General features: G+C 67.1%; 10 protein-coding genes. 6 read left to right on the forward strand and 4 right to left on the reverse strand.

Translation table 11 applies throughout. From position 1 onward, the window contains the following. The first annotated feature begins 229 nt into the window (after positions 1–229). The 3 genes from AB0H42_RS32910 to AB0H42_RS32920 all read left to right on the forward strand — a co-directional run bounded on the left by AB0H42_RS32910 (position 230) and on the right by AB0H42_RS32920 (position 3,275). Positions 230–763, forward strand: a complete 534-nt coding sequence (locus tag AB0H42_RS32910) for a YdcF family protein (RefSeq protein ID WP_357063062.1) — start codon at positions 230–232, stop codon at positions 761–763. 134 nt (positions 764–897) lie between these two features. Continuing rightward, entirely contained in the window at positions 898–2,130 is a 1,233-nt protein-coding gene (locus AB0H42_RS32915; RefSeq protein WP_357063064.1) for an acyl-CoA dehydrogenase family protein, read from the forward strand. Next, positions 2,130–3,275 (forward strand): acyl-CoA dehydrogenase family protein, encoded by a 1,146-nt coding sequence (locus AB0H42_RS32920; RefSeq protein ID WP_357063065.1) that lies wholly within the window; start codon positions 2,130–2,132, stop codon positions 3,273–3,275. Before AB0H42_RS32915 ends, AB0H42_RS32920 begins: the two co-directional genes overlap by 1 nt. A 105-nt stretch (positions 3,276–3,380) precedes the next feature. Here the strand turns inward: AB0H42_RS32920 and AB0H42_RS32925 are convergent, their stop codons facing one another. Both AB0H42_RS32925 and AB0H42_RS32930 read right to left on the reverse strand, forming a co-directional pair. Further along, complete coding sequence (locus AB0H42_RS32925; RefSeq protein WP_357063067.1) at positions 3,381–4,034, reverse strand: Uma2 family endonuclease; 654 nt, start codon at positions 4,032–4,034, stop codon at positions 3,381–3,383. A gap of 54 nt (positions 4,035–4,088) precedes the next feature. Beyond that, positions 4,089–4,865: a phytanoyl-CoA dioxygenase family protein gene (locus AB0H42_RS32930; protein ID WP_357063069.1), complete on the reverse strand. Its 777-nt coding sequence runs from the start codon at positions 4,863–4,865 to the stop codon at positions 4,089–4,091. A 177-nt stretch (positions 4,866–5,042) separates the two neighbouring features. On the opposite strand from AB0H42_RS32930, the gene AB0H42_RS32935 reads away from it, so the two are divergent. Then, positions 5,043–5,474: a PPOX class F420-dependent oxidoreductase gene (locus AB0H42_RS32935; RefSeq protein ID WP_357063071.1), complete on the forward strand. Its 432-nt coding sequence runs from the start codon at positions 5,043–5,045 to the stop codon at positions 5,472–5,474. A gap of 76 nt (positions 5,475–5,550) precedes the next feature. Here the strand turns inward: AB0H42_RS32935 and AB0H42_RS32940 are convergent, their stop codons facing one another. Continuing rightward, complete coding sequence (locus AB0H42_RS32940; protein WP_357063073.1) at positions 5,551–5,970, reverse strand: MerR family transcriptional regulator; 420 nt, start codon at positions 5,968–5,970, stop codon at positions 5,551–5,553. Positions 5,971–6,023: 53 nt separating this feature from the next. Between AB0H42_RS32940 and AB0H42_RS32945 the strand changes: the two genes are divergently transcribed. Continuing rightward, positions 6,024–6,872: an LLM class F420-dependent oxidoreductase gene (locus AB0H42_RS32945; protein ID WP_357063074.1), complete on the forward strand. Its 849-nt coding sequence runs from the start codon at positions 6,024–6,026 to the stop codon at positions 6,870–6,872. A gap of 120 nt (positions 6,873–6,992) precedes the next feature. Here the strand turns inward: AB0H42_RS32945 and AB0H42_RS32950 are convergent, their stop codons facing one another. Then, positions 6,993–10,355, reverse strand: a complete 3,363-nt coding sequence (locus AB0H42_RS32950) for a (Fe-S)-binding protein (protein ID WP_357063076.1) — start codon at positions 10,353–10,355, stop codon at positions 6,993–6,995. A 469-nt stretch (positions 10,356–10,824) separates the two neighbouring features. Between AB0H42_RS32950 and AB0H42_RS32955 the strand changes: the two genes are divergently transcribed. After that, positions 10,825–11,559, forward strand: a complete 735-nt coding sequence (locus tag AB0H42_RS32955; protein ID WP_357063078.1) for a hypothetical protein — start codon at positions 10,825–10,827, stop codon at positions 11,557–11,559. The last annotated feature ends 733 nt before the right edge of the window (positions 11,560–12,292 follow it).

Genomic DNA, 12,292 nt, shown 5'->3' on the forward strand with positions numbered 1-12,292 from the left:
TACCTCCGCATTCGCTTCGGCCGTGCGCTCCCTGCGTACCTCCGCATTCGCTTCGGCCGTGCGCTCCCTGCGTACCTCCGCATTCGCTTCGGCCGTGCGCTCCCGTACCTCCGCATTCGCTCCGGCCGTGTCCGGTCCGGCCGTGTCCGGTCCGCGTGCCGCGCTTTCGTCCGGGAATACGCGTCCTGTGGATCTCTGTGGATGGACCGTGCCCGTTAGGATCGCGGCAGTGCGCCGCCGACTCGTCCTCGCCGCGGGGGTGGTCTCTGTCGTCGTGCTGGTCTTCGGACTGTGGCCGGTCTATGTGAGCCCGCAGCGTGAGGAGCCCGCGCCCGCCGATGCGATCCTGGTGCTCGGCGGTGCCCACGACGGACGGGAAGAGCTCGGGCTCGGGCTGGCCCGCGCGGGATACGCGCCGAGGGTGCTGATCTCCAACCCCTACGAGGACAGTGCGCTGGTGAACCGGGTCTGTCACGGCGGGTACAGCTTCGAGGTGGTCTGCTTCGATCCCTCGCCACGTACGACGCGGGGGGAGGGACGCTATCTCGCCGATCAGGCGCGGAGGCACGGTTGGGAACGGGTCATCGTGGTCACCTTCACCCCGCACATATCCCGGGCCAGGTTCGTTCTGGGGAAGTGCTGGGACGGGCAGCTGCTGTTCGTGGACACCCGTCCGCGGCTGTCCGTGCCGCGCTGGGCCTATGACTATGTCTATCAATCAGTGGGGTATGCGAAGGCGATTTTCGAGGATTGCCGGGAGTAGTCCGAAGGATTTCCCGAAGCTGTGATGGCATATGCCTTCAGTTTGACGCGGTGCCGGTGACCTGGCTACATTCGCATTGGCACCGGTAGTCGCCGGACCTGCTGCGACGACGCATGAAGCCTTCGGGAGCGTGTATGGATTACGACTGGTCGGAGGCCGAGCGGGCCTTCCGAGACGAGGTACGAGCGTTCCTGGCCGAGAAGCTGACGCCCGAGTTGAGTACCGCGGGCCGGCTGATGACCAGTGTCTACTCCGATCACGAGGCGAGCCTGGAATGGCAGCGCATCCTGCACGAGCGGGGTTGGGCGGCGCCGCACTGGCCGGTCGAGTACGGCGGCCGCGACTGGTCGCTCACCCAGCATTACATCTTCAGCCGGGAACTGACCCTGGCCGGCGCCCCCGCGCTGTCGCCGATGGGTATCCGGATGGTCGCCCCGGCCCTGATCGCGTTCGGCACCGACGAGCAGAAGAACTACTTCCTGCCCCGCATCCTCACCGGTGAGGTCTTCTTCTGCCAGGGTTACTCCGAGCCCGAAGCCGGGTCCGACCTCGCCGCGCTGACCATGTCCGCGGTCTCCGACGGCGACGATCTCATCTGCTCCGGTAGCAAGATCTGGACCACCCACGCCACCGAGGCGAACTGGATCTTCGCGCTGGTCCGCACCTCCCGCGCGGGCAAGAAACAGCAGGGAATCACCTTCTTGCTGATGGATATGACCGCGCCCGGTATCGAGATCCGGCCGCTGGTGATGAGCTCGGGTGAGCAGGTCCAGAATCAGATCTTCTTCGACAATGTGCGGGTGCCCAAGAGCAATGTGCTCGGGCAGATCGACGACGGCTGGACCGTCGCCAAATATCTGCTCGTGCACGAGCGCGGCGGCGGGGCCATGGCCCCGGCGCTACAGGCCATGGCCCAGCACATCGCCACCGCCGCAGCCGGGCAGCCCGGACGCGACGGAAACCCGCTCAGCGAGGACCCGCGTTTCGCGGCGCAGCTGGCGGACGCGCGGATCCGCACCGAGGTACTGGAGGTACTGGAGTTCCGCACCCTGGCCGCCATGGCCCAGGGCAAGGATCTGGGCACCTCTTCGTCCATGCTGAAAATCCTGTCCACCGAGCTCAGCCAGCAGCTCACCGAACTCGCGCTCACCGCCGCCGGACCCCGCGGCCGGGTCTACCAGCCACACGCCACCGCGCCCGGCGGCCCGATCGCCGAATACATCCCGCCCGCCGACGGCTACCTCAGCGGCGCCGACTGGCAGGCCGTCGCGCCGCTGCGCTATTTCAACGATCGCGCCGGTTCGATCTATGCGGGCAGTAACGAAATCCAGCGAAATATCCTCGCCAAGGCAGCATTGGGGCTCTGATGGACTTCACCTTCACCGACGAACAGCAGATGCTGCGCGACGCGGTCTCCGGTTTTCTCGCCGCCCGATACGACCTGGTGAAAAGCCGTACCGCGGTCAAATCCGGTCCCGGCTGGCAGCCCGAGATCTGGCGCGGGCTGGCCGAACTGGATGTCCTGGGCCTGACCCTGCCGGAGGAATCAGGGGGTTCGGGCGGCGGCCCGATCGAAGGCATGATCATCGCCGAGGAGCTGGGCCGCGCCCTGGTCGTCGAACCCTATGTCGATACCGTGGTGGTCGGCGGTGGTCTGCTGCGCCGCTCGGGTGGCGAGCAGGCCGGTGAGCTGCTGCGGGGCATCGCGAGCGGTGCCGTCCGGTCGGCCTTCGCCGCGCTCGAACCGCAGTCCGGCGAAGTGCGCCACGATGTTTCGACGACCGCCCGCCGCGACGGCGACGACTGGGTGATCGACGGCGCCAAGATCGTGGTGACCGGTCTGCCCGTCGCGACGCATCTGATCATCTCCGCACGCACCTCCGGAGAGCGTCGCGCCCAGGACGGGATCTCGCTGTTCCTGGTGGAATTCGATCCCGCTTCGCCGCCGACCGGCCTCGAGGTGCACCAGTACCGCACCATCGACGACCGCGTCGCCGCCGACCTCACCGTCGAGAACTTCCGGGTGCCCGCGAGCGCGCTACTGGGCGAGGAGGGCCGGGCCTGGCCCGCCATCGACGCCACCATCGATGAGGCGATCGCGGCGGTTGCCTCGGAAGCCGTGGGCCTGATGCGCAAGGTCCTCGACGATACCGTCGAATACACCAGGCAGCGGCAGCAGTTCGGGGTTCCGATCAGCAGTTTTCAGGCACTACAGCATCGGATGGTCGATATGCTGATCGAACTCGAGCAGAGTATCGCCGCCGCCTATCTGGCCGCCTACGCCGTGGAAGCCGAACCCGCCGAGCGGGCCCGAGCGGTTTCGGCCGCCAAGGTGACGATCGGCCGGGCGACCCGTTTCATCGGCCAGAATTCGGTCCAGCTACACGGTGCGATGGGCATGACCGAGGAATTGGCCATCGGTCACTATTTCAAGCGCCTCACCGCAATCGAATACGAATTCGGTTCCAGCTCCGATCATCTCGCGCGCTATATCGCGGCGACGAAATACTGATCGGACCGCACCGCGCTCACCCGTGCGCTCGGGTGGGGTGCGGAAGCATGCCACCGAGCCGTGCGGCAATCTGCAAGAGGGGGATCACCGCACGGCCCGATGGACTCAGTACTCCAGTTCCGTCCACGGAATATGGATCGGGAAAGGGAAGTCGATCTGGACGCCGTCCTCGTCCTCGGGTGTCCATTCGCCGGCGACCAGGTAGTTTGCCGACCGCAGGGGACGGACGCCGTGGGGCAGCCGCCCGTGCTCGGTTTCCAGGGCGTATGCCCGTACAGTCGCAATCGCGCTTTTTGCCTGCGCCAATGTGACTTCCCAATACCAAGGGATTCCAGCGTCGGCGTAACGGGCTTTCTTGGCCTCGATATCGGTTTGGGTGTTGGTTGGTGACAGAACCTCGCCGACCAACAGCGTGTCGACAGCCCGGACATCCTGAAATGGAGAAGGAAGACAGCGGAAGGTAAGGAAGTCCGGAGTCAAGAAGTTGGACTTTCCGGTGGTGTCGAGGAAGACATTAGTTTCCACGTCCACTTGCCAGCACACTTCGGGTTGTTCGGACATGCTCTTGCGGGCGCACCGTTCTATCGCGTTCCGCGTGCGCACGGTGAAACGCTGATGCTCGCTGGGCCCCCGGCGTAGCCATACCACGCGCCCGTCCCACAGCTCGATCTGTTCGGAGATCTCTTCGGGTAGCTGCTCGAGTTCCTCCCATGTCATGTACTCGGGAAGTTCGGGCCGTTCGGTGGGCGGCAGCGACATGGCACCATCGTATGCCTGGTCAGGCCCTTATTCGCCGCATCGATCCGGACTCGGTCACCCTATCGCGGCCCGGATCGCCGTCTCGACCGCCGAGAACGGTCCGGGCCCGGTGATACGCAACGGCTGGGCCGGCTCGAGGTTGGGCTGGGCCAGGAAGCGGGGGTGGGACCCACGGTTCGGCCGGCCCGCGTGGACCAGGAACGGGTGGCAGAGGTAGACGTCGCCGGCGCGGCCGGTGGCGTGGGCGGTCGGGAGGTCGGCGGTTGCCGGGTCGGCCCGGGCGGCGAGCTCGCGGGCGTCGAGGCCGGTGTCGCCTTCCGGTTCGAGTATCCGGGCCACCTCTTTGTGCGACCCCACCCGCAGCCGGGTGGGCGCCTCCTGCTCGCCGGTATCGGAGAACAGGAACAGCATCAGTAGCGCTCGATTCCTCGAATTGATATTGATCCGCCAGCTCAGATAATCGGTGGGCGAGGAATCGGGGCCGGGGAAACTCGCGTCGACATGCCAGCCGTCGAGGACGGCCGTCTCCTGACCCGGAAAGCGGATCACGAACCCGCCGAGACTACGGCGTGGCGCCCAGCGACCGGGACCGACGAGCGCATCGTAGGCCGACCGCAGCCGCGGTGTGGCCGCGGCGGAGACGAAGGGCGCGCTCGCGTAATCCGGCCGGAAGGCCGCGGGGGTGGGCCAGCTGCCGGGATCGTCGGGGGAGGCATTCAGGTCCCGCCAGATGATCGTGCGGCACTCCTCGGCGAGTGCGCGCGGAAACGCGTCGGGCACGTGGACATATCCGTTGTCGATGAACGAGGCCACCTGTACGTCGTCGAGCACGGGCCTATTGCAGCCGGTGCCGACGCCGCGCGCCAGTGAATTTCCCGCACGCGGGGGCGTGCATGCCCGGCTCGACAGCACTTGCTGCACCGCGTCCGCCCGAGCGGATCTCTGCCGGTGGCCCTCATATCCATCGGTTCCGGAATACCGTTCCGTCCCGCCGACTTGGACGGGGTTATGACGAGCACACAGTTCGATCCGCGCACCCTGCTCAGCGAGAGCCGGCTCGGCGTCCTGGCGACCATCAAATCGAGCGGTCTGCCGCAGCTCTCCCCGGTGACCCCCTACTACGACCGGACGGCCGAGATCATCTACGTCTCGATGACCGAGGGCCGCGCCAAAACCGTGAACCTGCGCCGTGATCCGCGGGCCGCGCTGGAGGTCACCCGGGCCGACGGCTGGGCCTGGGCGACCGCGGAGGGCACGGTCACCCTCACCGGTCCGGGTACCGACCCGCACGGCCCGGAAGTGGAGGCGCTGGTCGACTACTACCGCAAGGCGGCGGGCGAACATCCGGACTGGGACGAATACCGGGCGGTCATGGTCTCCGACCGCCGGGTCCTCATGAAACTCGCGGTGGAGAACGTGTACGGCGCGGCTCTGCGCTGAGCGCATTCGGTCTCGGCCTCGCACGGCGGTCGTACCGCGACGGAGGGCGCCTCCGGACTCCGCGAGGACGACGGAGTCAAGGGCCGGGAACTTGATCCTCGGCGGTGGCGTTACATGCGGGTGCTTCTGCGTCCCGGCCGGCCGGCGGCACACCCGAGTCGAGCAGGATCGAGGCGAGTAGGTCCCGGGAGCGGGCGAGATCCGCGGCCAGCGCATCCATTCGGTCGATCTCGGTCTGCAGGACCGCGACGACTTCCGCGCAGGGCTCGATCCTTCCGACCGCGTCGCGGGTGCACGGCAGGACCCGGCGGATCACCTCGGTGGTGAGTCCCGCTGAAAGCAGAGCCCGGATACGGAGCACGGTGCCGACCGCGGACTCGTCGAAGCCGCGATAACCGTTGCCGCCGCGTACCGCCGTCAGCAGGCCCTGTCGTTCGTAGTACCGCAGGGCTCGCGTGCTGCTGCCGGTGCGTTGTGCCAGCTCGCCGATCCGCATACCGCTCCCCTCGACTTGACCTTGACGCTGATGTCAATGTTTACCGTAGCCGCATGCAGATCGGAATCTTCACGGGTGTGACCGACGAAAGTATCGGTCCGGCCGACCTCGCCCGGGCCGTCGAGGACCGTGGCTTCGAATCGCTGTTCGTGGCCGAGCACACGCATATCCCGGTCACCGTCGGAACGCCGTATCCCGCCGGCGGCGATATCCCGCGGGACTACTACCGCAATTTCGATCCGTTCATCTCGCTGGCCTTCGCCGCGGCCGCGACACAGCGGCTGCGGATCGGCACCGCTGTCGCACTGCTCGTCCAGCGTGATCCGATCATCACGGCCAAAGAGGTGGCGAGCCTGGACGCGGCATCGGGCGGGCGGTTCGAGCTGGGCGTGGGCGCCGGGTGGCTGCGTGAGGAGATGCGCAATCACGGAACCGATCCGCGCAGCAGGCTCGCCCTGCAGCGGGAACGGCTACTCGCCATGACGGCCATCTGGACCCGGCAGGAAGCCGAGTTCCATGGCGAGCACGTCGATTTCGATCCGCTCTACTCTTGGCCGAAACCGGCGCAGCGGCCACACCCGCCGGTCTGGCTGGGCGGCTGGGGGCCGTCCACACATGAGCGGATTCTCGACCATGCCGACGGCTGGCTGGCTCCGGTGGGCATCCCCTTCGCCGAACTGGAGCGGGGAGTCCACGAACTGCGGGCGCTCGCCGATCGCCGCGGCCGGCCGCCTGTTCCGGTGATCGCCACCCTCTTCGATCCCGCCCCCCGCGACCTCGCACGTCTGGCGGAACTGGGCATCCACCGGACGTTGCTGGGTATCGTCCCGGTGCTGCCTCCCGATGCGGCGCAACGTGAGCTGGACCGTTTCGCGGACGTGGTGCACGAACTGGGCGGTTGAGTCCGGGCATGCCCGGAAAGCCGAGCCGGTCGAGCTGTCGGGAAGCCGGGCCGGGTGTATACGCGGCAGGGCCCGGCGGAGCGGTTCCGCCGGGCCCTGCTGGTTTTCGTGTTGTTCTGGTCAGCCCTTGCGGCCCGGTGCCCTGGTGCCGGACTTGAACCCCAGCGCACCCGGCTTGGCCTGCGGCGGGGTCGCTCCCGAACCGTTGCCCGCGCTGCCGTTGCCGGAGGCCCCGGCGGTCTCGGTGGTGGCCTTCGGCGCCGATTCGGCGGTGGCCTCCGAAGACGAATCCGCAGTGGTCTCCGAGCCCGATTCCGCGGTGACTTCGGCCGCCGGTGCGGTGGTGGCCGCCGGTGCCGATTCCCGGCCGGCCTCGTCCGAAGCAGGCGCGGTTTCCGCGGTGGGCTCCGGCTCTTGTACGGGAGCCGAAGCCTTTGCACCGGGCGCTTTGGCGCCCGGGCGCTTGAATCCGGACTTCATCGCCAGACCCTTGGCCGGTTTCGACGGCTTGCTCTCGGCGGGAGCCGCCGCGGTGGCCTGCTCGGTAGTCACCGTGCCCGAGTCGGCCGGGGCCGCCGGTTCGGCCGGGGCGGTTTCGGCCTCCGGCGCGGCGGCCGGGGCCTTTGCGCCAGGTGCCTTCGCGCCTGGGCGCTTGAATCCGGACTTCATCGCCAGGCCCTTGGCCGCAACCGTGGGCTTGGTTTCGGTCGGCGCCGCGCTCGCGCCGGCCTCCGCAGGTGCTTCGGTCGCCGGTTCGGCGGCCGGAGCAGGCTTCTCGGCGGCGGGCGCCTTGGCCCCGGGTGCCTTGGCCGCGCCCTTCATGGCCAGACCCTTACCGCCGGGTGCCTTGGCGGCACCCTTCATACCCAGACCCTTGACCGGCGGAGCTTCGGGCGCCGCGGTGGCCTCCGCCGCCGCCGGTGCGGTTTCGGCCTTGGCTCCGGGCGCCTTGGCCGCGCCCTTCATGGCCAGACCCTTACCGCCGGGCGCTTTGGCGGCACCTTTCATACCGAGACCCTTTGCGGCGGGAGCCGCGTCCTCCTTCACCTCGGTCTCGGCCGCTGGGGCGGCAGCTCTGGCACCAGGGGCCTTTGCGGCGCCCTTCATGCCCAGGCCCTTACCGGGAGCCTTGGCCGGGCCCTTCATGGCGAGTCCGCCACCCTTGGGTGCCGCCTTCTCGGCCGCGGGGGCGGTTTCGGTCTCGGCGGCGACAGGTTCGGGCTCGGGTTCGGGCTCGGGTTCTGCCTTGGGCTCCTGGACCACGGTCAGATTGGCGGTCAGCTGGTCCGGCTGCTGCCGCTCGATCGACTCGAGCATCAGCTGCGCGACGTCCACGACCTCCACGCCCTCGCCCTGGCCGGACTCCTGGCGGGCGGTCACACCGTCGGTGAGCATGACCCGGCAGAACGGGCAGCCGGTGGCGATCTTGGCCGGCGAGGTTGTCAGCGCCTCGTCCACGCGGTCGATATTGATCCGCTTGCCCAGCTGCTCTTCCATCCACATGCGGGCGCCGCCGGCACCACAGCACATGGACCGTTCACCGTGCCGGGGCATTTCCACCAGGGTGGACCCGGAGGCGGCCATCAGCTCACGCGGTGCGTTGTAGACCTTGTTGTGCCGACCCAGGTAGCAGGGGTCGTGGTAGGTGACGTTCTGCGCTACCGGAGCCACCGGGACCAGCTGCTTACCGCGCACCAGCCGGTTGAGCAGCTGGGTGTGGTGCACCACCTCGTAGGTGCCGCCCACCTGCGGATACTCATTGTTGAGCGCATTGAAGCAGTGCGCGCAGGTGACGACGATCTTCTTCTTTTTCTGCTCGACACCCTCGAACACCGAGTTCAGCAGTTCGATGTTCTGCATCGCCAGCTGCTGGAACAAGAATTCGTTACCCGCGCGCCGGGCGGAATCGCCGGTGCAGGTCTCCTCCTGGCCGAGCACCATGAATTTCACCCCGGCGGTCGCCAGCAGTTCGGCGACGGCCTTGGTGGTCTTCTTGGCGCGGTCCTCGTAGGCGCCGGCGCAGCCGACCCAGAACAGGTATTCGTAGCCGTCGAAGCTGTCGGCGTCCTGGCCGAAGACCGGGATATCGAAATCCAGCTCGTTGATCCAGTTGAGCCGGTCCTTGGCGTTCTGGCCCCAGGGATTGCCCTTGTTCTCCAGGTTCTTGAACAGACCCGCGAGTTCGGACGGGAAGTCCGATTCGATGAGCACCTGATAGCGGCGCATATCGATGATGTGGTCGACGTGTTCGATATCGACCGGGCACTGCTCCACGCAGGCGCCGCAGGTGGTGCAGCTCCACAGCACCTCCGGGTCGATGATGCCGTTCACCTCGTGGTCGCCGACGAGCGGGCGCTCGGCCTCGGCACGCGCGGCCTCGGGGACCCTGGCCAGCTTCTTCTCGTCCGGGTTGCCCTCGCCATCGACCAGGCCGACCTCGTCGCCGCCCATATCCTTGCTGCCGCCGGCCAGCAGATACGGCGCCTTGGCGCGGCCGTGGTCGCGCAGCGACATGATCAGCAGTTTGGGCGACAGCGGTTTACCGGTGTTCCAGGCCGGGCACTGCGACTGGCAGCGACCGCATTCGGTGCAGGTGGTGAAGTCCAGCCAGCCCTTCCACGAGAAGTCCTCGACCCGGCCGGCGCCGAGAGTATCGGTGTCCGGGTCGACGTTCTCCATGTCCAGGGCGCGGCCCTTGGACATCATCGGCCTGGCCGCGCCGAGGGCGACACCACCGTCGTCCTCACGCTTGAAATAGATGTTGAAGAAGGCCGAGAACCGGTGCCACGCCACACCCCAGGTGATATTGCGGCCGACGAAGTAGAGGAAGGCCATACCGGACATCAGCTTCACGAAGGCGAAGATCGACACCATGGTCGGGCTCGCCGGCAGCAGCTTGGCCACCTGCATGGTGAAGAAGTCGGTACCGGCGTGGGCGTGTCCGTAGGTGGCGAGCTTGCCCGCCTTCACGAAGATCATGCCCAGGCCCTCGAGCAGGACGATGGCCTCGATCACGTAGGCGGGCCCGAACGCGGAGCCGCTGAACCGGGAGAGCCGCTCCGGCACCCGCGGATGGTTCAGCTGACGGATGACGATCAGTGCCACGATGCCGACGACAGTTCCGATGCCGAGGATCTCGTCCCACAGGTGATAGATCGCCGTATTGCCGATCAGCGGCCAGTGGAAGGCCGGGTCGAACGTCTGGCCATAGGCTTCGAACCAGAGGATCGCGCCGCCCAGGAAGCCGATCATCACGAGCCAGTGCGCCCAGCCCACCGTCCGGAACTTGTTCATCCGGGTGTGTGCCAGAAACTCCACCAGCATCTGCTTGAAACGCGGGAAGAACGGCCGCCAGCGGTCGGGGGCGGGCTGGCCCAGCATGATGGCGCGGACGATATCCCGGACGCCGCCGAAGAACGACGCCCAACACAGCAGGCTGAGCGCCGCTCCCAGGGTGCCCAGCGTCACTGTCAGGGCATTCATGTCGCGACCTTTCTTTCGAAGCAACACGAGGTACGAGGAACTGAGCAGTACCCCGTCCGGCTCGTATCGTAACCGCCAGTAAGTTACCCGCCAGTAACTAATGGTGTCCACTGTGCGATCTGCGTCGGCCCGCGGCGCGTCTGCCTGGGCTTATTCGCATGGATCACGGCGTGATCAATATCACTCTTTCCAGTTTGCTGCCCAAAGCGAATAAGGGCTGATTAACACCGTAAAGGGCCTGCTGTCACGGGTGGTGATAAGGCCAGGCTTACCCGTATCGTTTCTTACGCTTGGGAAACGAATCTCGCCTTTTGACAGTGCATTCGACTACGCTCAGCCCGATCTATCAGGAAGCGTGACATCTCATAACGCTCGGGGAGGAATCAGGGTTCGATCACATCGACCCCCTCGCGTTGAGATGGGACGCCCCACACCCGATTGGAAATGGATGACACTCCCGAGATCCACCGTGATCGCCGCACTGGTCACCGGCTCGCTCGCTATGGGATTCGGCACAGCCCATGCCGAACCGGCGGCGCCGGCACCGAAAGAGACGGTCAACTACGCCGTGCAACTCGTCGAGAAGACGGTTGTCGCCACCTTGGGTGGCGGAACCTTCTCCATCGTCGAGAAGGAGCAGGAGCCCGTAGCGCAGGAAGGAGCGGTCCCGGAGGCCGAGCCGGTTGCGGAAGCGGCCAAGACCCAGGTGCTCGAGATCAAGGACAAGGCCGGCGACCTCGTCGGCTCGATGCCGCTCGAGTTCACCGCCAACGGTGTGGCAATTCCGGTGAAATCAGAGGTCAAGAACGACGGCACCGTCGTCGAGATCACTCCGGAGAAGCCGGCCGGTCTGGTTACGGACCAGCCCTTGGCCGTGAAGCCCATTGCCTCGCTGAAGGAAAACCAGCAGGCCCAGAATGAGTTCGCGAGCAACTTCGGCATCGCGACGGCGATCGGCGGTTTCGTCGGTACCGCTATCGGTGCCGTTATCGGCTGTGTCGTGACGATCGTGGCCGGCTGCGTACCCGGTCTGATCACAGGCGCGGGTGTCGGTGGAATTCTGGGCACTATCGCTGTCGGTGGTCCGACGCTGGTCGCTGCGGGTATCGAGCTGATCAACACGCTGCAGGCGCCCGCGGGCACCACCAAGTGGGCGAACGACGGGAACCCGGTTGTAGTTGAGGGCGCCGAGCCGCCGAAGTAGGTCGACCCGTTTATTTCGATCGGTCCGTCCCTTTCAGGGGCGGACCGATCTGCGTATCGGGATGGGCCCGACGGCAAGCCCGTCACGCAGCAGGAGCCCGTTACCGAGGAGAAGTAGACCCCCCGGTCACCGAATCGAACGAAAGGGGCCGACAGCTCGCCGCTGTCGGCCCTTTTGTCTGTCCGCGTACGGGGGAATCAGCGGCCGGGAGGTCTGCTGCTGTCATCGCGGCGACGGGAGCCGCTGACGGGGTGTGCCCGTCCGGGCCGGCACCCCGCTATCGGGCTACCGGGCGCCGCCGTCGGACAAGTGGATGAAAGACGCACGCCGTAGGGCGCCGGAGGCTGCGTCGGGCAGCAGCTCGGACGACCAGGTGGTCCCGGACAGGCGGAAGGGGCCGACAGTCGCTACTGTCGGCCCCTTCGGTCGTTCGGGGCATGAGGGCGGGGTCCAGCGGCCGAGGGGCCGGGGTGCGCTGGCTCTGCCGTGCTGTTACCGCACCCGGGACGGGGCACAAGTCGTATCCGGGTGGTCCGCGCCGGTACGGCGTGTGTGCCGCCCGCTCGGGCCGGATGAAGGTCCCGGGGCCGCGCCCGTGGCGCGGCGGGCCGCCTCGATGGCGGCAGATCGATGGCACGGGATTTCGACAGGCGAGAGGGCCGAATCACTGCGCCGGGCCGGCGCGGACAGTGGGACCGGGGACGTGCTGCTGCGTTCGGCGGATGTGATCGCC

Source organism: Nocardia sp. NPDC050799 (assembly GCF_040654015.1).
Lineage (GTDB): Bacteria > Actinomycetota > Actinomycetes > Mycobacteriales > Mycobacteriaceae > Nocardia.